A 25742-nucleotide genomic window follows, 5' to 3' on the forward strand; every position below is an offset into this window, starting at 1 on the left:
TTATCGCTCCGCGTATAAGAAGGTGCCCTTCCAACCCCGCATGGCGGGTGGGCGGGTCACCTGTCGAAGGTGATCCAGTAGCGGCGGACCCGGACCTGTCCGGTGTCGAGGATGCCCTGGAACACGCCGCCCTGGCTCTCGATGGTGCGGGCCGAGGCGACGTTGTCCTCCAGGCAGGGGATGAGCACCCGCTTCAGGCCGAGGACAGTGCGGGCTTCACCGAGCATCTCGCCCAGGGCCCAGCTCGCCAGGCCGCGGCGGCGGGCCGACGGGCGTACGCCGTAGCCGATCTGGCCGAGGTTGTCGTCCTGCCGGTGCCGCAGGGCAATGCCGCCGAGCACCTGGCCGTCCTCGACGATCCACCGGCAGGAGGCGTGCCGCTCGTCGGGGCAGGGGTCTCCGGCACCGTGGTCGAGCCGGTTGCGGCGGCCCACCCAGTCGGCGAAGCCGTCGGGGGAGTCCAGGTCGTCTTCGGGGCCGATGCCGAAGCCGTCCTCGTGCAGACCGGGCCCCCAGTCGTCACGGCAGTCTTGGAAGGCGGCATACAGCCTGGTGGTGGGCGCTATCAGAGTTGGCATGCGGGCCACCGTAGCCACGGTCCGGACCTCCGGCGACCCCGTCGTCTCCACTGTGGATCACGTCCACGGGTCGTCTCCGGGCTCGGTTGGTCTGTTCTGTTTGGGGGACTACGAGCGCCCGTTGGAGAAGGGTCCTCGACGGCCTCAGGGCGGCCGGGTGGCGGCATGCGGGACGGCGCACCCCGGCGTGCTGAAGTGCCTCCTCACCTGCCTTCGTGACCTGCGTCACAAAGTAGTCGCGGCACCCCGCGGGGGGTGCCGCGACTACTGCCTTCAGCTCGTGTTTCCCATGCTCTCCGCCGGGGGACCACCGGCGGAGAGCTGCCCGGTCACCGGGCGCGCAGTTCCGCGGCCCGGTCCGGAGAGCCGAGGATGCACAGCAGCGAGCAGGCCGTCGCCGACGACGTGCCCGACGTGCTCGGCGGGGTGCCCGGCGGCGCACCGGCCGCGCTGTAGTTGACGCCGGCCGTGTTGGTCAGCGGCAGCAGCAGTAGGAACGTCGAGCAGTGGATCTGCTTGCTCGCCCCCGCGGCCACGGTGAACGTGCCCGCCGCGGTGACGCAGCCCGGCGCGACCGAGTCGTTCACGGTCACCCCGACCGCGTCGACCGGGCCGGAGTTGGTCACCGTGATCCGCCAGTACGCCGTGCCGAGGATCCCGAGCAGCCCGGCCGGGCTGGTCTTGCCCCAGGGTCCGACGCCGCCCGGCCCGCACCGCGAGGCCCGGCTGTCCTTGCAGATCTCCTTGTTGACCGAGATGTTCGGCTGGCAGGCCTGGCCCGGGTTGATGGGCTGCTGGACGGTGTTGGAGGTGAGCGCGCCCCCGGCGTCGGTGCCGGTGGCGGTGTTGGACACGGAGTACACGCCGCAGTCGCTGCTCAGCTTGGTCTGGAAGCAGATCTGCGGCGGGTCGCCGTCGAAGCCCGCGACCAGGTGCGGCTGGTTGCCGCCGCCGAAGTCGTCGACGTTGAGCAGCCGCAGGCTGGCCTCGATGACCAGGGCCGGATGCGTGCTCGGCGAGATGCCGGACAGGTCGACGCTGCCGTCAGGCGCGAACGGCAGGGTCGCGATCACCGTGTTGTCCGGCTTGCTGATGGTCGCGGCGGAGTTGGCCAGGTCGATGTTGGTGATGTCGATGTCGACCAGGCGCGCGTCCTGGTAGCCGGTGATGTGCCCGGACGCGCCGTCGCAGTAGAAGTCGGGCGTGGTCAGGGTGAGCGACGCCCCGGCGCGGAAGCAGGGCGACGCGCCGGTGATCGGGTCCATGGAGAACAGCAGACCCGCGTCGCCGAGCCCGAGCAGGCACTCGCCGGCTTGGTCGTAGTCGTAGCCGTAGTCACGGGTGTTGCCGCTGCCGCCGACACCCGGGTGGGTCTTCGGGAAGGCCATGCCGACGCAGGCCGCGTCGGTGTTCCAGTCCCAGCAGCCGGTCGCGCCGAGGATCGGCCCGCCCCAGAACGGAAAGTAGCTGCGCAGGTGTCCGTCGGGGCCGGTGATCACCTTCGGGTTGAAGGTCAGCACGCCGTTGGGCATCGCCGGGAACGCGGGCGGGGTCAGGGTGGCGCCCGCGATCGTGTAGCAGTGCAGCTGGTAGACGCCGCCCGCCGGGGGCACGCAGACGCCCTCCTCGTCACCGCTGGTGGTGTACGTGGTGAACACCCCGTAGGTGATCAGGCCCGCCGGACCGGCTGCCTTCGGGGCGGCCCAGCCGGTACAGGCGCTGTTGGTGGCCGGGTCGAAGCAGGCGAGCTTCGCGCCACTGGTCGGCGATGAGGAGATGAAGATCTTTCCGCCGGCCAGCGTGGTGGAGCCGAAGTACTGCGTGGCGGTGTTGGGGGAGGTGTCGCTGTGCGGCGCGACGATCCCGGTGTACGGCTGCCCGGCGCACGGCGTCCGGGTGGACATCGTCAGGCAGAGCACCGATCCGTTGGTGGACGCGGCGTACAGGTTGCCGTTGGTGTAGGCCAGTCCGGCGATGTTGTTGCTGGCCGACGGGGAGCCGCCGGTCGGGGTGAGCGGGAAGAAGCCGCAGTTGGCGCGGGCGTCCAGGTCGAGGCAGGCGACGCCGAGCGCGGCGGCGGTGTGGGCGGGGAAGTAGACGACGCCCGGCCGCTGCGGGTCGAAGGCGAACTGCGGGGCCATCGGGCTGCCCAGGTCGCCCGTGTTGCCGGTGCCGAGTGGACCGGGGGTGCTGTTCAACGGCCGCGGCCAGGGCCCGCCCGCGCAGGGCTGGGCGGTCAGCAGGTTGATGCAGACGACCTTCGGTGCGGCTGTCACGAGGTGGTGGTAGACGTTCCACGACTCGACCGCGCCGTTGGCCGACCGGTAGAGCACCGGCGTGAAGCCGTCGCCGCCGGTCGCGGTGGTGGTGGGCTGCACCGGGGGCAGCAGCAGCCGGGTCAGGCTGGTGCCGCCGGGCTGCAGGTCGGGGTTGGTGGCGCGGACCGCGACCGTGCCGGAGCCCGGCTCGGTGGTCGAGAACGTCGTTCCGTCGGTTGACCAGGACTTCACCCAGTCCGGCGGCACCCGCAGCGATCCGGGGACCAGCGCCTGGCCCGAGCCGATCGGGTCGGTGACGGTCACCGAGCCGCCCGCGCCGGGGTCGTCGTAGGACATGACCCAGTTGACGACGTCGCCGTGGTCGGCCGGGTTCGAGCCGGGATCGGTGACGTTCTGCACCGATTTGGCCAATGTGCCCGGTGCAAGCGGCGGCGGATCGGCCGAAGCCATCACCGCGGGCGGCGCAAAGGTCAAGGCTAGGGCAGCGGCCAGGAGCAGGATGGGCCGGGTACCGACTTGTGATCGTCGCACGGTGACGCCTCTCTCGACGGGAGCCGTGGCGTGCGTGCGGGCGGTGGCCCGTCACGGTGCGCCAGGTAGTGGACGCCGACCGTAACCCGGTTAAATGTATGGATTGATGAATGAGATCATGAATGGGCACGCTCTTCACCGGTTCGGGTGTCGTGTCCGGCGTGGCGCCGTCCACCCGCTGGTGATCATCGGCGGGTACGCTGCGTCACGGAAACGAGGAGGCGTGATGGTGACTCGGGTGGCGATGTGGTCGGGGCCGCGCAACGTGTCGACGGCGCTCATGCGCAGTTTCGGTGCGCGGGCGGACACGCTGGTCGTGGACGAGCCGCTGTACGCGCACTACCTCGACGTCACCGGCCTGGACCACCCGGGCCGCGCCGAGATCCTGGCCAGCCAGCCCCGGCGCTGGCAGGACGTGGCCGCCGCGCTGACCGGCCCGCTGCCGGCCGGCGTCGAGGTGTACTACCAGAAGCACATGACCCATCACCTGCTGCCCGACATCGGCCGGGACTGGCTGGGCGAGCTGGCCAACGCGTACCTCATCCGCGACCCGGCGCACGTCGTCGCGTCGTACGCGAAGGTCCGCGGCGAGCCGACCCTGGCCGACCTGGGCTTCACCCAGCAGGCCGAGATCTTCGCGGCGTACGGCGGCCCCGTGGTCGACGCCGCGGACCTGCTCCGGGACCCGGCCGGGGTGCTGGCGAAGCTGTGCGCGGCGCTGGGCATCGGCTGGGACCCCGCGATGCTGAGCTGGCCGTCCGGCCCGCGCGACACCGACGGCGTATGGGCGCCCCACTGGTACGCCAATGTGGAGTCGTCGACCGGTTTCGCCGCCTACGACCCGTCCCCGGCCATGGTGCCCGACCGTCTGCGCCACCTGGTCGACGCGGCCCGGCCCTACTACGACGAGCTGCACGCGCACCGGCTGACCGCTGCGGCGTGAGGACCGGCCGGTCCGCGACAGGGCCGACCGCCAGGTGCCCGGCCGGACCAGGACCGGGCAGCCCGGTGTGGTGCGGCTCAGACGACCGGTGTACCCGACGTGCGCGCGTGCGCGAGGTAGATGTCGGCAAGCCGCTTGGTGGCCGGGCCGATCGCGCCGCCGCCGATGGTGCGCCCGTCGATCTGCACCACACCCGCGATCTCGCCCATGGTGCCGGTGCAGAACACCTCGTCGGCGGAGTACATCTCGGCCAGCGAGATGTCCCGCACCTCGACGTCGATGCCCGCGTCGGCGGCCAGGGCCAGCACGGTCTCCCGGGTGACGCCCTCGGGGCAGGCGACGGTCCGCGGGGTGGCCAGCTGCCCGCGCACCACCGCGAACAGGTGCGTGGCGTTGGTCTCGGCGACGAAGCCGCGCCCGTCGAGCATCAGCGCGTCGTCGGCCCCGGCGAGGGTGGCCTCCATCTTCGCCAGGATGGAGTTGATCAGGTTGTTGTGGTGGATCTTCGGGTCGAGCACGTCCGGGCCGGGCCGCCGCACGCTGGAGGTGGCCAGCTTCAGGCCGCCGGTGTCGTACACCGGGGACTTGTGCTCGGCGAGCACGATCAGCGTGCACCCGGACTGGTTGAGCCGCGGGTCCATGCCGCTGGTGACCTTCACCCCGCGGGTCAGCGTGAGCCGTACGTGCACGCCGTCGGTCATCTCGTTGGCCCGCAGGGTCGCGGTCAGCGCGGCGGTGATCTCCTCGTCGGAGGGGACGGCGGTGAAGCCGAGCGCGGCGGCCGAACGGCGCAGCCGCGCCAGGTGCGCGTCGAGGGCGAAGATCCGGCCCTGGTAGAGCCGCAGGCCCTCCCACACCGCGTCGCCGCCCTGCACGACGGAGTCGAACGGGGAGATCCCCGGCTCGTCGCGGTGGCGCAGCACGCCGTTGACCCAGTACTTCAGGTCGGCGTTGCGCTGGTCGTAGCGCTGAAGCATGGCGATCCCCTCACGGTGCGGACGTCTTAGGAGATCATGGGCAGCCGGTGGCCCGAAGCCCGGGGCGGAGGTCAGCCGGTGCCGCCGCGGAACCGGAACACGGGGTCGGACCAGCCGGTGTCGGGCGTCGTCCGGTCCAGCGCCTCGCTGAGCACGCGCTCCTCGAAGTTGAAGTGCGAGTCCATGATCGCTGTGAGGCCGTCGAGCTCGCGGCCGATCGCCTCCAGGTCCGCGCCGGGCGACTCGGCGGCCTGCGCGGCGAGCCTGCCGACGCGGGACAGGATCGACGTGATCCACCCGTGGTCCTCGACGAGCTTGGCGACCGTCGGGGCGAGATCGGGTCGGGCACGCAGCACGTCGGCGAACATGCCGTCGTCCTCACCGCGGTGATGCTCGGTCAGCGCCGTGCAGAAGGCCAGGCAGTGGTGGACGAGGACGTCGTCGGGCAGGGTGCGGTTTCCGATGCCCGCCCTGATCTCGCGGACCCGGCGGCGTAGTTCCTGATGCGCCCGCGCGAGCTGCAGGCTGAAGGCGACGGTGCGGTCGCCGTGGGGGGAGGCCATGAACAGGCGGACCCTTCGATGCCACACCTCCATGCCTGGCGCAGTCCGCCACCGGCACGCGATGCTCCGACCATCCGATCATGGCCGGGGGAGACCCCGCAAGCGGCCGGACTGTGACGAACGCCAACTGCGTACTATCGACAAGAAGACAAAGGTCGATATTCGATTGTCGGCCCGCGACGGCTGCTCGTAGCGTTCTGGCTACCCACAGCAACGTCCAGGAGAGTTCTCGATGTCCCAGCTCGCAGCCCCTCAGCTCGTCGTCAACAGCCGGATGCTCTACTTCGGCTGGGTGCCCGCCGACCCCGACGCGGTCGCGGCACTGGTCCCGGCGGGCCTGAAGCCCATGGCCAACCGCCAGGTCTTCATGAACCAGTACGTCGTCGACGCCCCGGAACAGACCTCCGGCTTCGGCGCGTACTCGCTGACCTACATCGGCCCCGACCTGGAGGACGCGTACGCGCCCGACGGTGTCACCCCCGGCCGCTGGTGGACCCACTACTTCAACTCCAGCGCAGTGGTGCGCGAATACGCCTCTGCCCGGGGCGTGCCCGCCACCGTGGGCACCACCACCATCGAGATCCACGGCAAGAAGCTGATCGCGACCACGACCTCCGACGGCGTGCCGGTCATCCGGACCACCGTGCGGGTCGGGCACAAGCTCGGCGAGACCGCCCGTGGCCAGCTGCGCTACCTCACCGAGGTCGGCGGCAGGTTCGTCGCGGGCAACTACCCGTTCATCTCCGAGCCGGTCGCCGACTTCGAGGTCGAGAAGCTGGAATTCCTCGACCCGACCCATTCCGTGTACGCGCTGCGCCCGGCCGACCCGCTTGAGATCACCTGGGGTTTCTACGCCCCGCGGGCCTCCTTCGCCTACCCGGGCGGCGAGACCGTATTGGACTGAGACACCGACGGTCCGACCGCCGCAGTCGTCCTCGCGAACGCAGCTGCGGAGCGGTGCGGTCCGGCTACGATGCGCGCATGAGTGGGCCGGTGTTCATCAGTTTCAGCCGTGAACACGACGTGTCCTACGTCCGCCGCCTGGCCGCCGACCTCATCGCGTCCGGACTGTCCATCGTGTACGACACCCAGCCGATGACCGACGGCTGGTGGTCCACCTACACCCGGTCACAGCTTGCCGGGTGTTCGGCGGGCAGCGGGGCGTTCCTGCCGCTGGGGTGCCGCAGCTGCGGGTGACGTTCCAAGTGGACCGGACGGGTGTGTTCCGCCTCACCGCGGTGGACGCCGCCGGCCGTGAGGTGAGTGTCCGCACCGTTCCCGGCTGAGCATCGCCGCTGTTCGGGGGTGGGGGTGACGGCGCGGATTCGCTAGTTTCATGAGCATGGATGCGATGATCGTCGCTGCTGCACCCGACGGTGTCTGGGGCGATGTGCCGAGCTGGGTCGCCGCGGTCGCCACCGTGCTCGCCCTGGCGTTCGCGGCGGTGGCCGCACAGGCCGCGCTGCGCACGTACCGCATCGAGTCCGAGCGTGATCGGGTCAACGCGGAGTCCCGGCGTGCACAGGACGACTACCTGCGCCGCACCCAGGCGGCCCTGGTCTCGGCGTGGTGGGGCGAGTCGCCCGACCAGCCGGGTGTCTGGGGAGCCCATCTGCGCAACGCCTCCGGCGCTCCGGTCTATCAGGTCTACTGCACGGTGGTCGATGCCGACGACGATGCCGAAGAACGGCGTATCCACCATCCGGTCGTCCCACCCGGCACCGTCGCCCAATTCTCGGGCCTGGTCAGGCCCGCCGAGGTGCCCGCCCTCGAGCCGGTCCGCCGGGTCAAGGTCAGCTTCACCGACTCCGCCGGCATCCGCTGGTTGCGCGACCAGTACGGACGGCTGATCGAACTGCAACCCACGCTGCGGGTGAAGGCCGACCGGGCACGCACGGCGGTGCTGACCCAGTTCGAGGCCAAGTTTCGCGCCACCTACGGGGTGACGGTGGCGTTCGAGGTGGATGCGGAGGGCCACCCGCAGGACGCGTTCATGGCCGACGTGCGCGGGTCCGCCGTCGCCGATGCGTTGGTCTGCCCGCACGACTGGATCGGCGTGCTGGCCCGGGACCGGGTGATCGAACCCGTCGTGCTGTCGACCGAGCAGCGCTCGGCATTCGCGCCCTGGACGCTGGACAGCCTGGTCCACGAGGGACGGCTGTACGGCGTCCCCACGACGATGGACACCACGGCGCTGCTGCGCAACACCGAGCTGGCCCCGCACGCTCCGGCCACATTCGAGGAGCTCGTCGCGATGGGGGAGGAACTGCTCCGGCAGGGACGGGTCGGCGAGGTGTTCGCCACCCGCATCGGTGACCGCGGTGACCCGTTCCAGACCTGGCCGGTCTTCACCAGCGCGGGCGGATGGCTGTTCGGCCGTGATCCGGACGGCTCATGGAATCCCGGCGAAGTCGGGTTGGACAGCCCGGGATCCATCGCGGCCTTCGAGTGTTTCAGGATTCTCGGCGAACAGGGCATGCTGCGCCGCGGAGTGGACAGGCTGGCCGCCAGGCGGGCCTTCAGCGAGGGCCGCACCGCGTTCCTGCTCACCTCCTCGGACGGACTGCAGGAGGCGCAGGCGGCGAAGATCCGGGTGTCGGTGAGCGCCATGCCGCCGTTCGCACAGGGCCTGCCCGCTCGTACGTTCAGCCTCGTGCACGGTCTGACGATCGCCCGCGAGGGCGCGAACAGCGCCATCGCCCACGACCTGTTTGCCGACTTCCTGACCCACGGCCATGTCATGACCGCCCTGTCGCAGGCTGTGCACTGCCCGGTGGCCCTGCTCGCCGGCAGTGGCGAGAGCGAGGCCGTGCAGCAGTACCGCCGACTGTGCGAGGTGGCGGACCCCATGCCGACCTTCGCTTTCATGCGCCGAGTGTGGGACGTCCTCGGCGAGGCGCAGGCAGATGCCGTCGCGGGTGCGCGAGGCGAGGTCGTCGGACGCCGGGCCGCGGCGGCCGTGCGCGACGCGGTCCGCAACGGCTGACGCAGGTCAGTCGGCGGGTGGCTGGTGACCGGCGGTGCGCAGCTGCTCGGCCAGGACGGCGAGCCTGCGGCCGTACGCCTCGCCGTCTCTGCGCCCCAGCGGCGTGCGCTCCCAGATGTCGCGGTCGGCGTTCTCCCGGAAGTCGGCCTCCCAGTACAGCGTGCCGTCGGCGGCCCACTGGGAGTCCACGGCGAACCCGCCCGGCGCGGGTCCCAGCCCGTCGCCGACCCCGAACAGCGACTGCGCCAGCGCGGTCCGGTACTCGGTGCGGTGGTAGAGCTGCAGGAACGAGTCCTCGTCGCCGACCAGGGGCAGCAGCACCGGCAGGGTCTCCTCGCGCAGCAGCCGGCTCTGCGGATACTGCCAGGTGGTGCCGTGCCAGCGGGGGAACGTGTTGACGGTGTCGAAGTCGAGCACCCGGCAGTCGTGCAGCGCGTCCATCGCGGCGACCGGCCGGTGGCCGTTGCCGGCCCGGATCCGCCAGGTGGGGCGGCGCAGCAGCCGCAGCAGCACGTCGTCGTGGTAGCACGCGACCGCGGCGAGGCTCGCCGTCTTCAGCGCCAGCAGCGCCGGGTAGTGCTGCAGGTTCGCCCAGCGCGGGTCCGGTTCGCCCTCGGGGCGGCGGCGGGCGCGCATGAGCTGCTCGATGACGCGTACCCACAGGGCGGTGTGCTGCCGGTCGCGGTCGAGGTAGACCCCGTGGGCGAGCAGCCGCATCAGCGTGTCGCAGCGGGCGCGCACGTCGTCGTGGGCCCGCTGCAGGGCCGCGGGGTCGGGTGTTGGGGGTGCCGGTGGCATGGTCCGCAGGTAGTCGCGCAGCCGCCGGATCTCGGTGTCGAACAGGTCGGCGACCTCGATGTGCTTGACCGGATCGGGCAGCAGCCGCTTGAGCCGGGCCACCGCCATGGCCTTGGTCAGCGGCGGGTCGGCGAGGTCGTCGAGGGCTTCCAGCCGGTTGACGAGGTCGGGGAAGAACTGTTCGGCGGCGGCCCCGGTGATGACGTGGGCGCGGTGCTGCGCGACCAGGCGCTTGGCGATCTGGCCCAGCTCGCCGCGGGAGGCCCAGAACAGCGGGTAGCGCCGTGACCGGGTGCCTTCGAGGGCGGCGACCAGGCCGTGGTCCCAGTCTCCGGACCAGCCGTTGACGATCAGGCCGTACTCGTCGAGCACGCGTTCGAGCAGTCGCTGCCACGGCGCGGAGTAGGCGCTCAGCTCCTCGACGGTGTTGAGCTGGTCGGTGCGGGCGTAGTCGCCGTGCAGCTTGATGACGGTGCAGCGGGCGTGGGGCAGCGGCTCCATGCCCTCGATCGCGGCCGGGCTGGCGATGACCTGCGGGAAGATGCCCTCGGCTTCGAGCGCCTGCTCGATGAGCCGGTCGAAGTTCGTGGTGATGACGACGCGCACCGCACCGCGGGCGACCAGTGCCGCGATGGCGCGGTGGGCGGTGCCGGGGACCTTGATGCCCTGCTGGCGCTCCTCGGGGGTCGGCTCGAAGAACGACGCGAGCAGTGCCCGCCGCGCCGCCGGGGTGCTGGCCAGTGATTCCAGCAGCGCGGAGTAGCCCAGTGGCGCGCCGTCGCCGTGTTCGGTCCACCACTTCTCGATGTCGGCGTCGGTGGGCATGGCCTCACCGGCGGCCGCGGCGACCTTCGCGACCAGCGCCGTCACGACGCCCCAGCCGGTGGGCACGCCGGCCGCCGTGGAGGTGCCGGAGCCGAGCAGCAGGGCGTACACGCCGGGCTGCGCGTGCACGGCGGTGGCCAGGCTGATGCGGGCGTCGAAGACGGGTCGGCGGGGCGCGAGGAGGTCGTCCATGGCGTGAACCATAGACATCCGTGGCGACAGAGTGGAGGGTGCGTCCGCGGGACGACAGCGCGCGGTCGTGCGCTTGCGTACGGTGGCGCTGCGGCGATGACATCCGTTCCCATGTTCATGTTGCAATGAATTCATGATTCGCTGTACTGTCGGGTGCCGCGCGCGTCGGGGCGGCTCTTTCCCCTGCTGGGGCGCACGATGTCAGCATTCCGGGCACGAGGTGGACGACGATGCATGACGACCATGGGTACGACGGGCACGCTCACGACGGGCATGCTCATGAGGGACACGGCCACTCCCACGGGGTGAGCCGCGACGCCGACCGGCGGTGGCTGGCGATCGCGCTGTCGGTCATCGCCGCGTTCATGGCGGTCGAGGTCGTCGTCGGGGTGCTCGCGCAGTCACTGGCCCTCATCTCCGACGCCGCGCACATGCTCACCGACGCCGCCGCCATCGTGCTCGCGCTGATCGCCATGCGGTTCGCCGCCCGGCCCGCCGGCGGCCGCTACACGTTCGGCCTGGCCCGGGCCGAGATCCTGTCCGCCGCGGCCAACGGGTTGAGCCTGCTGCTGCTGGCGGGCTGGCTGGGCTACGAGGCGATCACCCGGCTGGCCGAGCCCACCGAGGTCACCGGGTGGATGGTCGTGGTCACCGGACTGCTCGGCCTGGCCGTCAACGTGCTGGCCGCATGGGCGATCGGCAAGGCCAACCGGTCCAGCCTCAACGTCCAGGGCGCCTACCAGCACGTGCTGATGGACATGTTCGCCTCGGTCGCGGCGACGGCGGCGGGCCTGGTGGTGCTGCTGACCGGCTGGGCGCGCGCCGACGCGATCGCCACGCTGGTCGTGGTCGTGCTCATGATCAGGGGTGGCTGGCAGCTGCTGGGCGAGTCCGGCCGGGTGCTGCTCAACGCGGCGCCCGCCGGGGTGCGCCCCGACGTGATCGGGGTGGACATGCTCGCCGCCGACGGCGTCGTCGAGGTCCACGACCTCCACGTGTGGACGATCGACTCCGGGCAGGCGGCGCTGTCGGCGCACGTGCTCGTCGACGAGCCTGCCGACTGCCACCTGGTGCGGCGGGAACTGGAGCGGACGCTGGCGGCGGCGCACGGGATCACCCACACCACGCTGCAGGTCGACCACCACGTCCAAGAGAGCGTCGACGAGCACTGCGAGTCCGCGCACGGCCAGGTGCACCGCCGCTGAGGCGTACACCAGGCATTTGTTCAGCTGGCGATGTACTATTCGGCCGTGGACATGATCGCCTCGCCGCCGACCTACGCCCAGGTGCTGGCCCGCTTCGGGCACGCGCTGTCCGACCCGACCCGCGCCCGGCTGCTGCTCGCCCTGCGCGACGGCCCGGCCTACCCGGCGGACCTGGCCGACCTGCTCGAGGTCAGCCGGCAGAATATGTCCAATCACCTCGCCTGCCTGCGCGGCTGCGGTCTCGTCGTCGCCGTGCCCGAAGGCCGCCGCTCGCGCTACGAACTGGCCGACCCCCGGCTCGCCCACGCCCTCGGCGACCTGCTGGGCGTGGTGCTGGCCGTCGACCCGGCCGCGTGCCGCGCCGCGGAGACCGGCGACCTGCTGCGAAGCTGACCCCGAGGCGCATAGACTGAAGGAGCCTCGCTGTACGCGTCCGGAGACCGTGCGGCGGGGCTTTCTCATTTCCGCGGATAGTGCGAACCTGCTGCACGCGGCAGGTCGGGGCGGGTATTCGTAGGAGAGCAGGGCCGCAGCGCCCGGCCGGGAGCCCGTGTTCGCTCCGGTCGCGGCGGCCACAGGCTGGCGAGGCACGGGAGGCAGCCGACATGAACACCACCGCCGGAGAGCACGACCGGTCGCCCTCGGCCGCGTACGCCCAGGCGGCCGAGGCGGCCGGCCGCGCCCCCTCGATCCACAACACCCAGCCCTGGCACTGGCAGGTCCACGCCGACCGCCTGGACCTCTTCGCCGACACGTCCCGGGCCCTGCCCGGCATCGATCCCGACGAGCGGATGCTGCTCGTCAGCTGCGGCGCCGCGCTGCACCACGCGCAGGTCGCGCTCATGGCGCAGGGCCACACGGTCGAGGTGCGGCCGCTGCCGGACCCGGCGCAGCCGGACCACCTCGCCACCCTCGTGATCACCGGGGACGCGCCGGTGACCGCGGAGGCCGTACACATGATGCAGGCGCTGCGACTGCGGCACACCGACCGCCGCCCGACCGTCGACACCCCGGTCACCGCGGAGCAGGTCGACGAACTGCGCCGGCTCGCGGGCGAGTTCGACGTGCATCTGCACCGGCTCACGCCCGACCAGGTCAGCGAACTCGCCGTGGCCGTGTCGCACGCCGAGGAAGCGGCGGCGGCCGAACCAGCCTGGCAGGCCGAGACCGCACGCTGGGTCGGCCCGGGGCGTCCCCCCGGCACCGGGGTTCCGCCCGAGGTGCTCCCCGACAAGCGGCCGGAGACCGATGTCGGCGAGCGCGACTTCGGCGCCCGCGGCGCGCTCACCGTCGGCGGTGGCCACGACAAGTCCTCGACCTACGTCGTGCTGTTCGGCGACGGCGACGATCGGGCGGCGTGGCTGCGCGCCGGGCAGACCCTGTCCGCGGTGTGGCTGCACGCCACCGGCCAGGGGCTGGCCGTGCTGCCGTACAGCCAGGTCATCGAGATCGACGGCACCCGGGCGATGATGCGCCGCATCCTGTCGAACCTGGGCTACGCCTACATCGTGCTGCGGCTCGGCGTGGCCGACCCCGACCACCCGCTGCCCGGCCACACCCCGCGGCTGCCCTTCGACGCCACCGCCACCGTCGACCCGGACTGACCCCCTGCGGAAGTCGAGCTTGCATCCGGGGAGCGCGGTGGCGCTCGTCGCGGCGATCCCCGCTGGTCTGGTGACAAGCCACCTCCCCTTCCCTGCTGCTGAGAGCGCTTTCACGCGCCGCCTGCTGTGAAGCAGGCGGTTGGAGAGAGCGTTCTCGCATGACAAAACTCTTGACTGCCACGGGCATGCAGTCGTAATTTTCTTTATCTAAGTCTCTCAATGAACATTATGTTCATCCCCCTGGGAGGTTGTCATGTTCCGAAAACCGGCCGCCGCGAGCGCGGCCGTGCTGCTGGTCGCCGCTGGGCTGACCATCGTCTCCGGATCCTCGCCCGCCATCGCTGCCACCTGCAGCGTCCTGTTCGACGACTTCAACTACAGCTCGTCGGCCGATCCGGCGCTGGCCGCCCGGCACTGGACGGTCCGCACCGGCGGCGGGGGACCGGGCATCGCCGGTGCCTCCTGGCTGGCCTCCAACGTCACCTTCCCGGTCGCGGACGGGCAGAAGGTCCTCCAGCTGTCGTCCTACACCGACGGCAGCGGTGCGGGAACCGCGCAGAGCGAGATCTACCACCAGCGCAAGTTCTTCGAGGGCACCTACGCCAGCCGCGTCCGCTTCACCGACGCGCCGACGTCCGGCAACGACGGCGACAAGGTCGTGGAGACCTTCTTCACGATCACGCCCCTGGCATACGCGATGGATCCGAGTTACGGAGAGATCGACTTCGAGTACCTGGCGAACGGCGGGTGGGGCGAGACCGGTCCGGCTTTCTTCGAGACCACCTGGGAGACCTACCAACCCGACCCGTGGATCGCCGACAACGTCCACGGCGTCCAGCGGCGCAGTCACGACGGCTGGCATGACCTCGTTGCGCAGGTCAGCGGCGGTCGGGTGAAGTACTTCATCGACGGTGCGCTGGTCGCCGACCACGGGGACAGGTTCTACCCCGAGACGCCGATGTCGATCAATTACAACCTCTGGTTCATCGACAACTCCGGTCACACCGGCGGCCGCAGCACCTACATCCAGCAGGTGGACTGGCTCTACTTCGCCGGCAACGAGGTGATCTCGGGCGACGTCGCCCGCAACCGGGTCAACGCCTACCGGAGCACGGGGACCTCGCACGTCGACGCGGTCGGCACCGGCGGCACCTGCCCGGAGCCGGGCGGAGGTGGCGGGCCGATCTCGCCGTCGACCTGGTACAGCGTCGTCAACAAGGCCAGCGGCAAGTGCGTCGACGCCCGGTCATCGGGCACGGCCAACGGCACCGCGATCCAGCAGTACACGTGCAACAACAGTTTCGCCCAGCAGTACCTGTTCCAGCCCACCAGCGGCGGCAAGGTCCGGATCAACAACCGTAACAACGCCGGTCAGGTCCTGGACGTGAGCGGGGTGTCCACCGCCGACAACGCGGTCGTGCACCTGTGGGGCTACGTCGGCGGCGCAAACCAGCAGTGGACAGCGGTGTCCGAGGGCGGCGGCTACTACCACTTCGTGGCCGCACACAGTGGAAAGTGCCTCGACGTGCCCGGCGCCTCCACCGCGGACAGCGTGCAACTCGTGCAGTACACCTGCAACGGCACCGGGGCGCAGTCCTTCCGGCTCGTCGCCCAGCCATGACGCCCCGGCCGCTCGTGGTCTGCCGACCGCGAGCGGCCGGACGTCCAGGCCCGCTGCCGTGGCGGGTTCAGGTCACGAAGACGGTGAACGCCGCCCGGTGCACCACCCCGGCGACCTTGAATTCGAGGTACAGGCGCTGCTCGCCGCGGTTGGCGAACTCGACGTGAAAGGTCAGCGTCGCGTCCGGGGACTCGGCGGCCGCGTGGGCGTGGGTCAACGACAGTGTGCGCACCTCGAACGCCGACATGTGCGCCATCGCCCCCAGGTGGGGCTCCAGGACGGGCGGTCCGGCGGCGGAGGAGACCTGGAACCGCAGCAGCTGGCCCCGTCCGGCGCGCAGGTGGGCGACCCCGTCCAGCCTGGTCAGGGTGAATCCGTCGACGGTCGTGGCCGGGGCGGGTGCGGGCAGGGGAGCCAGCGCGGTGTCGCCGGTGATCAGGAAGGGCAGGCCGAGGACTGTCGGGTGGCCGAGGGCGTCCTTGCCGCGCGGGACGAACTCGGCGTAGAAGCGGTAGGAGCCGCCGTCGGTGACGTCGACCTTCGTCGTCCAGGTGTCATCGGCGAGTTCGGGGTGCAGGTGCTGGTAGCGGCTGGCGTCGTCGCGTACCAGGTAGAGGTGTAGTTGCTTGGTCTGGATCGTCTCGTAGGAGCGCAGTGGCAGCCCGTCCGGGCCGAGGATGCGGAAGGCGACCGGGATCGCCTTGCCGCGTTTGGCGGGCAGGGTGACGGGCTGGATGAGGTAGCCGTCGTGGCTGTCGGACAGGCCGTCGCTGTGCATGAACGGGGTGGGCGACGGCGAGGCCGCGGGGGCGGCGCCGGACGGGGCGGCGGGCAGCTCGTCGAGCACGTACCCGACCGTGATCGCGCTGGCGGTGACCAGCACCAGGTATGGCACAAACCGTCGCCATTTGCCAGCCGACACGGCAGGTCCCTTCGGGTGAGTGGTTAGGAAGGGCACCTTCCACTACCTATAGCGATGTGAAGGTGCCCTTCCTTTCACTGGCGGGTGATGGTGACGTCGTCGACGGCGGCTTCGAGCAGGCTCGCGCCGGACAGGTCGGCGGCCTGGACGAGGATCTGGACCGACTGGCCTGCGTAGGCGGACAGGTCCCAGCTGCCGGTCGTCCACGCGCCGTTGCGGTTGGACGCCGCTCCGGCCTGGTTGAACAGCTGGGTGGTGCCGCCGGACTGGACGACCGAGACCCGGAAGTAGTCGGCGCTGGAGGCGTTGCTGCCGTGGGCCAGATACCAGGACAGGTTCAGCTTCAAGACGCCGCTGCCCGGGAGGGTGACCGACGGGGAGCGCACGCTGGTGATGCCGCCGTCGACGTCGTAGTCGCCCGCGGCCGTTCCGGCCAGGCGGCCGGTGACCAGGTCGTTCACGCCGCTCACGGTGGTGCCGAGCTGCTTGGCGCCGCTGGAGGTGGTGGCCGCGGGGTCGCCGCGCTCCCAGGCGCCGAGGGTGGCGGTGTCGGTGCCGGTGGGGTTGACGGTCCAGCCGGTGGCGGTCTCGAAGGTGTCGCTCCAGACCGTGGTGACGGGCGCGCCCGGGTTGTGCTTGACCAGCACCAGACCCTGCTCGATGCCGCTGATCGCGATGGTGCCGCTGGCGAAGAACGGGTACACGTTCCAGGCCCCGTTGAAGCCGGTGTTGTTCGACGCCGGGTAGATGTCGAAGTAGGCGATCTCGCTGAGCGCGTTCGACGCGATCCCGGTGATGTCCAGGATGCGCAGGCCGGCGCGGTAGCTGGCCTGGTAGGCCTTGGTGCCGATGATGTACAGGTTGTGGTCGGTGGCCTGGATGGTCGGCGACACGTGCACCCCGGTGTTGACCGGCGCGTTGAGGTCGGACACGTTCCAGATGAAGGTCTTGGTGCCGGGCAGGTCCGAGTCGGTCTCGTCGTCCATGAGCAGGCGGGCGTGGTCGCCGGTCAGCCAGCCCTGGTGGGTGTACCCGACGCCGACGTACCCGGTGCGCGACAGCTGCACGGGCGCGGCCTTGTTGGTGACGTCCACGATGGTCAGCGTGTCGACGTTGTAGTTGAAGCAGATCTCGTGATTCGTGTACGTGGTGTCCGGCCCCTGGTAGACCACGCACTGGTTCTCGTGCACGTAGCCGTCGTTGCTGACGCAGCCCGCGTTGACCGGGACCTTCGGGTTCTGCACGTTGACCATGTGCACGCCGCCGCTGCAGGTGTTGGTGCCGACGGCGTAGATGAACCCGGTCTGCTCGTTGACCGACAGCGTGTGCGAGTTGCCGAAGCCGGTGTAACGCGCGTCGGCGGCGAAGGTCTGCGGGGTGGTGACGGTGCGCAGCCGGGTGAGGTCGAAGACCTGCATGCCGTGCGAGCTGATGGAGTCCGCGCCGATGTAGGCGTGGTTGGCGTACACCTTGATGTCGCGCCAGGAGCTCGACGTGCCGTTGTAGGACGGCAGGTTGCCGAGGTAGACCGGTGCGGTCGGCACGGTCACGTCGACGAACGCCGCGCCGGTGGTCCGGCCGAAGATGATGTACTCCTTGCCGGTGGTGCTGTCGGTCCAGCCCCACATGCTGTTGCCGTTGCCGCCGCCGATCGAGCCCAGTGGCAGCACGCTGAGCAGGTCGACGTTGCTGCACGGGTAGGTTCCGGCGAAGCCGCCGACGCACGGGGTCGCCGCGAGCGCGGCGGCCTGCGCGCGGACCGGCGCTTCGTAGTCCTGCATGATGCGCCGCACTTCTTCGCGGCCTTCGGCGCTGTTCGGGTCGTGTGCCCAGGCCGATCCGGCGGCCAGTGTCAGTGCCAGCACTCCCGCTACGAGCCCAGCTGTTCGCAAGGTCTTTCGCATGGCGCGGTCTCTCCCCTCGACGGTGCACTCATCGTCACATGCGAATGTTTCAAGGGCAATGAGACGGTGAACGGCCGGTGGCGGGGGCCACCGGCCGTTCGGGGGAGCGGGGCTGTCAGCTGATGGTGCCGGTGACCGAACCGCTGGTCGCCTTGGTGACGTAGTAGGTGACCGTCGCGCCGCTCCAGAAGTGGAACGTCAGCGTCACCCGGGAGCCCGCGTTGACCTCCGCGAAGAACTCGGGCTTCAGCGTGATCGTGTTGGCCGTGTAGTTCGGCGCGAACGCCACGTCGAACTCCTTGAACGAGGTCCAGTTGTGCGGGCCGGCGAAGGTGCCGTCGGCGTACTTGGCCTCCATGGTGGCGAGCTGGTCGCCGCGGAACTGGGCGGGCACGGCGAAGGAGGCCGCGGTCCCGGTCGCGTTGGACACGATCGGGGTGTCGTAGGTGACGACGTCGATGCGCCATGGCACGCCCTGGGAGAACCGGGCCTGCAGGGTGGCGTTGACGCCGTACGCCCGGCTGCCGGTCAGGCGGGTCAGCGCGGCGGCGGTGAGCGTGAGCGTGCCGCCGGAGACCGTGTAGTCGCTGCCGCTGACCAGGTCGGTGCTGCCCTGGCGCAGGCCCTGGAACGTGGTGCCGTTCAGGTTCAGGGCGAGCGTCTTGGCGGTGATCGCGGTGGCCTTGGGCACGTACACCTGGTCGGCGTACGCCGTGCCGGAGCGCGTAGTCCAGCTCGACTTGAGCTGCGCGAACAGCTCCGGGTCGCTCCACGCCAGCGAGGTGCGGCCCAGGTGCTGGCCGTTGTCCCACAGCATCGTGCTGAGCTGCTTGGTGCGGGCGTAGTAGCCGAGGTACTCGAAGAACTTCAGCTTCTCGCCCTGCTGGATGGTGCCGGTGTGCCGGTCGAAGCCGAGCAGGCCGTACTCGCCGATGATGACCGGGATGCCGCGCGCGACGAACGCGTTGTAGACGCGGTCGAACTGCCCGACCAGGTCGGCCTGCGTCGTCGCGTCGAACCGGGTGCCGCCCGCGACGTTGACGCTGAACGGCCAGTATCCGTAGAAGTGCACGGTGGCGATCAGGTTCGGGTCGTTGAGCTGCGTGAACGTGCTCACCAGCTCGTCGATCCGGGCCTGGTCGGCCGACGTGTGCAGGGTCGGCAGGACCAGCAGGCGGGTCGCGTTGTTGCCGCCCGACTGGCGCACGATCTGGCGGAACGACGTGTTGAGCTCGTGCAGCAGTTGCGCGTTCTGGGCGTCGCCGGAGCTGCCGGTGAACTGCGGCTCGTTGACGCTCTCGAAGGTCAGCTTGTTGGAGTGGTTGCGGAAGGCGGCGGCCAGCTGCGTCCAGAGCGCGTTGTACCGGTTGAGCACATTGGTGCGGTCGCCGGGCATGTTGGCGATCCACTGCCAGGAGTCGTGGTGAATGTTGATCATCACGTAGAAGCCGTCGGCGAGCGCCCAGTCGACCACCTCCTTGACGCGGCTGAGCCACGCGGCGTCGATGGTGTAGTTCGGCGCGGCGCCATGGTGCTGGCCCCAGGTCACCGGGATGCGGATGCTCTTGAAACCCTGCGCCTTGACGGTGTCCAGCAGTGCCTCGGTGACGCGCGGGTTGCCCCACGAGGTCTCGTCGGCGCCGGTGGCGTCGAAGGAGTTGCCGAGGTTCCAGCCGGGCTGCATCGCGGCGACCGCGGCCATCGGGTTGACGGCCGGCGGACCGGACGGGGACGGCGAGGCTGACGGGGAACTGCTCGCCGAAGGGCTCGCGGCCGGGCTGGACGGCGGCGGCGTGGTGCCGCCGACGCTGCCGGTGCAGGCGACGCCGTTGAGCGTGAAGGAGGTCGGGGCGGTGTTGGTGCCCGACCATGAGCCGTTGAAACCGAACGAGACGGTGCCGTTGGTCGCGATCGCGCCGTTGTAGCCGACGTTGGTCGCCGTGACCTGGCTGCCGGAGGAGGTGACGTTGGCGCTCCACGCCTGGGTCACCCGCTGTCCGGACGGAAACGTCCAGACCAGGGTCCAGCCGTTGATCGGGTCACCGAGGTTGGTGACATTCACGTTGGCGGTGAAGCCGCCGGGCCACTGGCTCGGGGCGGCGTAGGCGACGCGGCAGCCCGCTGCGGCGTACGCGCCCGTGGCGGCGGCGATTCCGAAGCCTGCTACCAGGGCGGCGGTTGCCGCGGCGGCCAGCCCTGCCCGCCATCGTCTCATCCGTGCTGTGCTCGATTGACCCGCCATGATGCTGCTCCTTAGTCGTGGGCGCGACCGGATGCGGTGCACGGCCGGGCTGCCGCAGACACCGCTGATGATCAATGGACATTAGTTTTGTCGATAAACTTTGTCAATCGGTGTGAGGCGATGCCAGGCGCGTTCGTCCGGATCGGGCGGACCGCGGGGCGCGCACCGCTTGTGCGATGCCTCAGGCGTCGCATGCGCGACGGTGACTCACACATGGGTGGTTGCCGATGTGTGGCGCGCGTAATGTCCTGGGGCGGGTGGTGTGACGCCTCGGTAACGGCGGGTTCCTACCGTCGGGAGGCATCACGGGGCGTCGCCCGGGTGCCTTAGCCGACAGTGGAGGAATCAGGCATGGCGTCCGCTGACCGTGCTGGGACTTCCCAGGTCAGGACAGTGTGTTCGTACTGCGGCGTCGGCTGCGGGGTGATCCTGCACATCGGGCAGGACCTCGACGGCGGCCGCCGTGTGCTGAAAGTTTCCGGCGACCGCGAGCATCCGGCCAACCGCGGCAGGCTGTGCACCAAGGGCGCGACCAGCGCCGAGATGCTGGCCGCGTCGGGCCGGCTGGCGACCGCGCGGGTGCGGCCGGCGCGCGGGGCCGAGCCGGTGGACGCGGGCGTGGACGAGGCGATCACCCGCACCGCGCGGGGGCTGCGCCGGATCATCGACGAGCACGGCCCGGACGCGGTGGCGCTGTATGTGTCGGGCCAGCTGACGCTGGAGGCGCAGTACCTGGCGAACAAGCTCGCCAAGGGCTTCATCGGCACCAACCAGATCGAGTCGAACTCGCGGCTGTGCATGGCCAGCGCAGGCAGCGGCTACAAGCTGTCGCTGGGCGCGGACGGGCCGCCCGGGTCGTACGACGACCTCGACCACGCCGACCTGTTCTTCGTCATCGGCTCGAACATGGCCGACTGCCACCCGATCCTGTTCCTACGGATGATGGACCGGGTCAAGGCCGGCGCGAAGCTGATCGTGGTCGACCCGCGCCGCACCGCCACGGCCGACAAGGCCGACCTGTTCCTGCAGATCAAGCCGGGCACCGACCTGGCGCTGCTCAACGGCCTGCTGCACCTGCTGGTCGAGGCCGGTGACATCGACGAGAAGTTCATCGCCGACAGCACCGAGGGCTGGGCGGCGATGCCCGAGTTGCTGGCCGACTACCCGCCTGCGGTGGCCGCCCGGATCACCGGCATCCCGGAGGCGGACATCCGGGCCGCCGCGGCGCTGATCAGCGCGGCCCCGAACTGGATGAGCTGCTGGACGATGGGGCTCAACCAGAGCACCCACGGCACCTGGAACACCAACGCCCTGTGCAACCTGCACCTGGCCACCGGTGCGATCTGCCGGCCCGGCAGCGGGCCGTTCTCGCTCACCGGCCAGCCGAACGCGATGGGCGGCCGGGAGATGGGCTACATGGGGCCGGGCCTGCCGGGGCAGCGCTCGGTGCTGGTCGCGGCCGACCGGGAGTTCGCCGAGCGGGAGTGGGGCCTGCCGGCCGGCACGCTGCGCACCGAGGTGGGCAAGGGCACCGTGGAGATGTTCTCGCGGATGGCCGACGGTCAGATCAAGGCGTGCTGGATCATGTGCACCAATCCGGTCGCCTCGGTCGGCAACCGGCGCACCGTCATCGCGGGGCTGGAGGCGGCCGAGCTGGTCATCACCCAGGACGCGTACGCCGAGACCGAGACCAACGCGTACGCCGACGTGGTGCTGCCCGCGGCGACCTGGTCCGAGACCGACGGCATCATGATCAATTCGGAGCGCAACCTGACCCTGGTGTCCGCGGCCGTGCCGCCGCCCGGACAGGCGCTGCCGGACTGGCAGCTCATCGCCCGGGTCGCCGCCGAGATGGGCTACGCCGAGGCGTTCGACTACGCCAGTGCCGAGGAGGTCTTCGCCGAGCTGCGCCGGTTCGCCAACCCGCAGACCGGATACGACCTGCGCGGCGTCACCTACGACCGGCTCCGGCAGACCCCGGTGCAGTGGCCCGCGGCTCCGGACGGGCCCGCCCGCAACCCGGTGCGCTACCTCGACGGGCAGCTCGCCGACGGAACCCGGCCGCGGTTGACGTTCCCGACGGCGAGCGGCCGGGCGGTGTTCCATCCGCGGCCGCACCTGCCCGCGGCGGAACTGCCCGACGACGACTACCCGTTCGTGCTCAACACCGGACGGCTGCAGCACCAGTGGCACACCATGACGAAGACCGGCAAGGTCGCCAAGCTCGGCCGGCTCAACCCCGCGCCCTTCGTCGAGATCCACCCGGCGGACGCCGCGGACCTCGACGTGCACGACGGCGACCTGGTCGAGGTCGCGTCCCGCCGGGGCCGGGCCGTGCTTCCGGCGGTGGTCACCGAGCGGGTGCTGCCCGGCAGCTGCTTCGCCCCGTTCCACTGGAACGACCTGTACGGCGAGTACCTGAGCATCAACGCCGTGACCAGCGACGCCGTCGACCCGATCTCCTTCCAGCCGGAGCTGAAGGTCTGCGCCGTCGCGTTGACGAAGGTGCCCGCACCGACGGACGCGACGCCCCCTCCCGCGACGGAGCGACGGCAGCCGTGGGACGGCGCGGCCGAGGCGCTGCCCGACGCCGGTCTCCTGCCGCTGCCCGACGCCGCCGCGAGCACGCTGCTGGCGGCCGACGACCTGGCGCCGCCGGTGTTCAGCCGGGCGCAGCGACGCTACCTGGCCGGGTTCCTGTCCGGCGTCTCGGCCGCGCCACCGACTCCGGGGTCCGTGCCGTGCCTGCCGGGCGACGCCCCGTTCGACGCCGATCAGGCCGGGTGGCTCAACGGCTTCCTGGCGGGCAGGTTCGCCCGCACCTCGGCTCCCGGCGGTCAATCGGCCGTCGCCGACCGGCCGCGCTCGGCCGCGCCCGACCCGGCTCAGCCGGTCGCGCCGGATGCGCGGGTGGTGGAGGTGCTCTGGGCGTCGCAGACCGGCAACGCCGAGGAGCTGGCGGCGACGGCCGCCCGGCGGCTGGCCGAGGCGGGCTGGCAGGCCCGGCTGCGCGGCATGGACGGCCCCGCGGCCGACCTGTCGGCAGGCGAGGCGGCCCTGCTCGTGATCACGAGTACGTTCGGTGACGGCGACGCCCCGGACAACGGCGCCGGGTTCTGGGACTTCCTGGACCGGCCCGACGCGCCCCGGCTCGACGGCCGCCGCTACGCGGTGCTGGCCCTCGGCGACTCGTCCTACGCCGACTTCTGCGGTCACGGCCGCCGGCTCGACAGCCGTCTCAGCGAGCTGGGCGGGCAACGCCTGGCCGAGCGGGTCGACTGCGAGCCCGACTACGACGACACCGCGCTCGCCTGGCTCGAACAGGTGGTCGCCGCGCTGGACGCCGACACCGCGTCCCGGCAGGGCACGTCTTCCGCGCCCGGCGCGGCCGGTGCGGCTCTCGCCCGATCCGGCCGGAAGCCGGTGTCCGCCCGGGACGTTTCACCGACCTCGGACTTCGTGGCACTGGCGGAGGTGGCCGTCCGCCGGGCCGTCACGCGACAGGCCGGGCCCGGATCAGGATGGTCCGGCGCGTCCGGAGCGGTCACCGTGGCGGCTGCGCCCAGGCCGGACGGTGGTGGTGGGGGATCGGCGACGGCGGTCCTGGACGCCCAGCCGACCAAGGTCAGGCCGATGACGGCGGTGCTGACCGGCAACCGGCTGCTCAGCCTGGACGGCTCGGCCAAGGAGGTGCGCCGCTTCACCTTCGACACGAGCGGGGGCGCGCTGGACTACGCGGCCGGGGACGCCCTGGGCGTATGGCCGACCAACTGCCCCGACCTGGTCGCCGAGTGGCTCGCCGTGACGGGCCTGCACCCGGACCAGGCCGTCGACGTCGGCGGGCCGGTGCCGCTGGCCGAGGCGCTGCTGCGGCGGCTCGACATCACCCGCGTCACGCCGGGCCTGCTGCGCTTCGTCGCCGACCGCAGCCACGACACGCACCTGAAGACCCTGCTGCGCCCCGACAACAAGGGCGAGCTGGCCAAGTGGACGTGGGACCGGCAGGCCGTCGACGTCGTGGCCGAGCACGCCGTGCGGGCCGCGGCGGCGGACTGGGTCGCGGTCCTGCCGAGGCTGCAGCCGCGGCTCTACTCGATCTCCTCGTCGCCGCTGCTCGATCCGTGCCGGGTCAGCCTCACCGTGTCGGTGGTGCGGTTCGGCAACCACCGTGGACAGGCCCGCAAGGGCGTCTGCTCGTCGTATCTCGCCGACGCGTCACCGGATACGCCGGTGCCGGTGTTCCTGCAGCGTACGCCGCATTTCCGGCCGCCCGCCGACGGGGCCACACCCATGATCATGGTCGGTCCGGGCACCGGGGTCGCCCCGTTCGTGGCGTTCCTGCAGCAGCGGCGCGCGTCGGGAGCCCGGGGGCGCAACTGGCTGTTCTTCGGCGAGCAGCGCCGCGCCACCGACTTCTACTACGCCGACGAACTCGCCGAGCTCGCCGCCGACGGCGTGCTGACCAGGCTCGACCTGGCCTTCTCGCGGGACCAGCGCAGCAAGGTGTACGTGCAGGACCGCATGCGCGAGCACGGCGCGCAGCTGTGGGCCTGGCTGTGCGACGGAGCGCACTTCTACGTGTGCGGCGACGCCGGGCGGATGGCCAAGGACGTCGACGCGGCGTTACGGGAGATCGTGTCCGTGCACGGCCGCCTCGATCCGGACGCGGCCACCGCGTACGTCAAACAGCTGGCGGCGGACCGGCGCTACCTTCGCGACGTGTACTGACCGGGTCGGGCGCATCACGGCGTCTGCCCGTCGAGGGCCTGGTCGCGCGCAGGCCGGGGATGATCCGGGAGAATGGCGGCGTGTCCATGCGTGATCTTCTGCGAGGGCTGCCGGTCTTCGCCCAGCCTCTGCCCGCCTTCGACCCGGACGCCGCCGCGCCGGACCCCGCCGACCTGCTGGCCGCCTGGCTGCAGGAGGCCGTCGCGGCCGGGGTGTCCGAACCGCACGCGATGACCCTGGCCACCGCCGGGCCCGACGGCCTGCCCGATCTGCGGGTGCTGATCCTGAAGGACCTCGACGCCGAGGGCCTGTACTTCGCGACGGAGTCGATCAGCGCGAAGGGCGCCCAGCTCGGCGTCAATCCGCAGGCCGCGCTCGGGTTCTACTGGCGTGAGCAGGGGCGGCAGATCCGCGTCCGCGGCCCGGTCCAGCCCGCCGGTCCCGAGGTGAGCGCCCAGGACTTCCTGGCCAGGCCGATCGGCTCGCGCACGGCGAGCCTGATCGGACGCCAGAGCACCGTGCTGCACGATCCGGCCGACCTCGCCGCCGAGCTGGCGGCCGCGCAGGCCCGGTTGGAGGCCGATCCGCAGCTGGTCGCCGAGCACCACACCGTGTACCTGCTCAAGCCGATGAGCGTGGAGTTCTGGCAGGCCGACGCCGAACGACGCCACATCCGGCTGCGCTACCGCCGCACCCCGGACGGCTGGCGCACCGAGCGCCTGTGGCCGTGACCGACCTGGCCCGGGCGTGACCGTGCCCGACCGCACGTGACCAGGGTCGGCGGGGTGCCGCCGTGGGGGGGGGGGCGGGGCGGGGCCCCCGCGCGGGGGGGGCCGGGGAGGGC

18 protein-coding genes are annotated in these 25742 nt (G+C 71.2%); 10 read left to right on the plus strand and 8 right to left on the minus strand.

The annotated features are described in order from the left end of the window. Nucleotides 1-56 precede the first annotated feature (56 nt). Entirely contained in the window at nucleotides 57-578 is a 522-nt protein-coding gene (locus F9C41_RS24350) for a GNAT family N-acetyltransferase (protein WP_155389159.1), read from the minus strand. A 329-nt stretch (nucleotides 579-907) separates the two neighbouring features. After that, the gene (locus tag F9C41_RS24355) at nucleotides 908-3256 is read right to left on the minus strand and encodes a DUF11 domain-containing protein (RefSeq protein WP_230689966.1); all 2349 of its coding nucleotides are present in this window, start codon (nucleotides 3254-3256) and stop codon (nucleotides 908-910) included. Nucleotides 3257-3614: 358 nt separating this feature from the next. Here F9C41_RS24355 and F9C41_RS24360 point away from each other — a divergent pair, with 358 nt between their 5' ends. After that, a complete protein-coding gene (locus tag F9C41_RS24360) occupies nucleotides 3615-4331 on the plus strand; it encodes a sulfotransferase-like domain-containing protein (RefSeq protein WP_155389161.1) in 717 nt (238 codons plus the stop codon). 77 nt (nucleotides 4332-4408) lie between these two features. Here F9C41_RS24360 and F9C41_RS24365 read toward each other — a convergent pair whose 3' ends face one another. Next, nucleotides 4409-5308, minus strand: coding sequence for an aminotransferase class IV (locus tag F9C41_RS24365; protein ID WP_155389162.1), 900 nt, complete (start codon nucleotides 5306-5308; stop codon nucleotides 4409-4411). A 71-nt stretch (nucleotides 5309-5379) separates the two neighbouring features. Further along, the gene (locus F9C41_RS24370; RefSeq protein WP_155389163.1) at nucleotides 5380-5871 is read right to left on the minus strand and encodes a hemerythrin domain-containing protein; all 492 of its coding nucleotides are present in this window, start codon (nucleotides 5869-5871) and stop codon (nucleotides 5380-5382) included. 232 nt (nucleotides 5872-6103) lie between these two features. Here F9C41_RS24370 and F9C41_RS24375 point away from each other — a divergent pair, with 232 nt between their 5' ends. The 3 genes from F9C41_RS24375 (at nucleotide 6104) to F9C41_RS24385 (ending at nucleotide 8857) form a co-directional block, all read left to right on the plus strand. Further along, entirely contained in the window at nucleotides 6104-6775 is a 672-nt protein-coding gene (locus tag F9C41_RS24375; protein WP_155389164.1) for an acetoacetate decarboxylase family protein, read from the plus strand. 77 nt (nucleotides 6776-6852) lie between these two features. After that, nucleotides 6853-7068: a TIR domain-containing protein gene (locus F9C41_RS24380; RefSeq protein ID WP_155389165.1), complete on the plus strand. Its 216-nt coding sequence runs from the start codon at nucleotides 6853-6855 to the stop codon at nucleotides 7066-7068. A gap of 154 nt (nucleotides 7069-7222) precedes the next feature. Beyond that, nucleotides 7223-8857, plus strand: a complete 1635-nt coding sequence (locus F9C41_RS24385) for a sugar ABC transporter substrate-binding protein (RefSeq protein WP_196279920.1) — start codon at nucleotides 7223-7225, stop codon at nucleotides 8855-8857. A gap of 6 nt (nucleotides 8858-8863) precedes the next feature. Here the strand turns inward: F9C41_RS24385 and F9C41_RS24390 are convergent, their stop codons facing one another. Continuing rightward, on the minus strand, nucleotides 8864-10672 hold the full coding sequence (locus tag F9C41_RS24390) for an SIR2 family protein (RefSeq protein WP_196279921.1): 1809 nt from the start codon (nucleotides 10670-10672) through the stop codon (nucleotides 8864-8866). A gap of 230 nt (nucleotides 10673-10902) precedes the next feature. Between F9C41_RS24390 and F9C41_RS24395 the strand changes: the two genes are divergently transcribed. From F9C41_RS24395 to F9C41_RS40800, 4 genes are all read left to right on the plus strand, one after another. Continuing rightward, nucleotides 10903-11877: a cation diffusion facilitator family transporter gene (locus F9C41_RS24395; RefSeq protein ID WP_155389168.1), complete on the plus strand. Its 975-nt coding sequence runs from the start codon at nucleotides 10903-10905 to the stop codon at nucleotides 11875-11877. A gap of 51 nt (nucleotides 11878-11928) precedes the next feature. Continuing rightward, nucleotides 11929-12270, plus strand: a complete 342-nt coding sequence (locus F9C41_RS24400) for an ArsR/SmtB family transcription factor (RefSeq protein WP_155389251.1) — start codon at nucleotides 11929-11931, stop codon at nucleotides 12268-12270. Nucleotides 12271-12482: 212 nt separating this feature from the next. After that, nucleotides 12483-13481, plus strand: coding sequence for an Acg family FMN-binding oxidoreductase (locus tag F9C41_RS24405; protein WP_155389169.1), 999 nt, complete (start codon nucleotides 12483-12485; stop codon nucleotides 13479-13481). A 253-nt stretch (nucleotides 13482-13734) separates the two neighbouring features. Beyond that, the gene (locus F9C41_RS40800) at nucleotides 13735-15102 is read left to right on the plus strand and encodes an RICIN domain-containing protein (protein ID WP_196279922.1); all 1368 of its coding nucleotides are present in this window, start codon (nucleotides 13735-13737) and stop codon (nucleotides 15100-15102) included. A 67-nt stretch (nucleotides 15103-15169) separates the two neighbouring features. Here F9C41_RS40800 and F9C41_RS24415 read toward each other — a convergent pair whose 3' ends face one another. From F9C41_RS24415 to F9C41_RS24425, 3 genes are all read right to left on the minus strand, one after another. Beyond that, on the minus strand, nucleotides 15170-15997 hold the full coding sequence (locus F9C41_RS24415; RefSeq protein WP_230689968.1) for a hypothetical protein: 828 nt from the start codon (nucleotides 15995-15997) through the stop codon (nucleotides 15170-15172). A gap of 101 nt (nucleotides 15998-16098) precedes the next feature. Further along, nucleotides 16099-17928 (minus strand): choice-of-anchor B family protein, encoded by a 1830-nt coding sequence (locus F9C41_RS24420; RefSeq protein ID WP_155389170.1) that lies wholly within the window; start codon nucleotides 17926-17928, stop codon nucleotides 16099-16101. A gap of 115 nt (nucleotides 17929-18043) precedes the next feature. Next, a complete protein-coding gene (locus tag F9C41_RS24425; protein WP_155389171.1) occupies nucleotides 18044-20143 on the minus strand; it encodes a cellulase family glycosylhydrolase in 2100 nt (699 codons plus the stop codon). A gap of 420 nt (nucleotides 20144-20563) precedes the next feature. On the opposite strand from F9C41_RS24425, the gene F9C41_RS24430 reads away from it, so the two are divergent. Beyond that, nucleotides 20564-24898, plus strand: coding sequence for a molybdopterin-dependent oxidoreductase (locus F9C41_RS24430; protein WP_456236819.1), 4335 nt, complete (start codon nucleotides 20564-20566; stop codon nucleotides 24896-24898). Between the two features lie 86 nt (nucleotides 24899-24984). Further along, on the plus strand, nucleotides 24985-25629 hold the full coding sequence (locus F9C41_RS24435; protein WP_155389173.1) for a pyridoxine/pyridoxamine 5'-phosphate oxidase: 645 nt from the start codon (nucleotides 24985-24987) through the stop codon (nucleotides 25627-25629). The last annotated feature ends 113 nt before the right edge of the window (nucleotides 25630-25742 follow it).

Origin of the sequence: Catellatospora paridis (assembly GCF_009720365.1) — a bacterium.
Lineage (GTDB): Bacteria > Actinomycetota > Actinomycetes > Mycobacteriales > Micromonosporaceae > Catellatospora > Catellatospora paridis.

Excerpts from the sequence above, each read along its gene's own strand:
- F9C41_RS24405 (WP_155389169.1), top strand. The coding sequence starts at position 12,483 with ATGAACACCACCGCCGGAGAGCACGACCGGTCGCCCTCGGCCGCGTAC.
- F9C41_RS24395 (WP_155389168.1), top strand. The coding sequence starts at position 10,903 with ATGCATGACGACCATGGGTACGACGGGCACGCTCACGACGGGCATGCT.
- F9C41_RS24370 (WP_155389163.1), bottom strand. The coding sequence starts at position 5,871 with ATGGCCTCCCCCCACGGCGACCGCACCGTCGCCTTCAGCCTGCAGCTC.
- F9C41_RS40800 (WP_196279922.1), top strand. The coding sequence starts at position 13,735 with ATGTTCCGAAAACCGGCCGCCGCGAGCGCGGCCGTGCTGCTGGTCGCC.
- F9C41_RS24385 (WP_196279920.1), top strand. The coding sequence starts at position 7,223 with ATGATCGTCGCTGCTGCACCCGACGGTGTCTGGGGCGATGTGCCGAGC.
- F9C41_RS24435 (WP_155389173.1), top strand. The coding sequence starts at position 24,985 with ATGCGTGATCTTCTGCGAGGGCTGCCGGTCTTCGCCCAGCCTCTGCCC.
- F9C41_RS24425 (WP_155389171.1), bottom strand. The coding sequence starts at position 20,143 with ATGAGACGATGGCGGGCAGGGCTGGCCGCCGCGGCAACCGCCGCCCTG.
- F9C41_RS24350 (WP_155389159.1), bottom strand. The coding sequence starts at position 578 with ATGCCAACTCTGATAGCGCCCACCACCAGGCTGTATGCCGCCTTCCAA.
- F9C41_RS24375 (WP_155389164.1), top strand. The coding sequence starts at position 6,104 with ATGTCCCAGCTCGCAGCCCCTCAGCTCGTCGTCAACAGCCGGATGCTC.
- F9C41_RS24360 (WP_155389161.1), top strand. The coding sequence starts at position 3,615 with ATGGTGACTCGGGTGGCGATGTGGTCGGGGCCGCGCAACGTGTCGACG.
- F9C41_RS24380 (WP_155389165.1), top strand. The coding sequence starts at position 6,853 with ATGAGTGGGCCGGTGTTCATCAGTTTCAGCCGTGAACACGACGTGTCC.
- F9C41_RS24365 (WP_155389162.1), bottom strand. The coding sequence starts at position 5,308 with ATGCTTCAGCGCTACGACCAGCGCAACGCCGACCTGAAGTACTGGGTC.
- F9C41_RS24390 (WP_196279921.1), bottom strand. The coding sequence starts at position 10,672 with ATGGACGACCTCCTCGCGCCCCGCCGACCCGTCTTCGACGCCCGCATC.
- F9C41_RS24400 (WP_155389251.1), top strand. The coding sequence starts at position 11,929 with ATGATCGCCTCGCCGCCGACCTACGCCCAGGTGCTGGCCCGCTTCGGG.
- F9C41_RS24420 (WP_155389170.1), bottom strand. The coding sequence starts at position 17,928 with ATGCGAAAGACCTTGCGAACAGCTGGGCTCGTAGCGGGAGTGCTGGCA.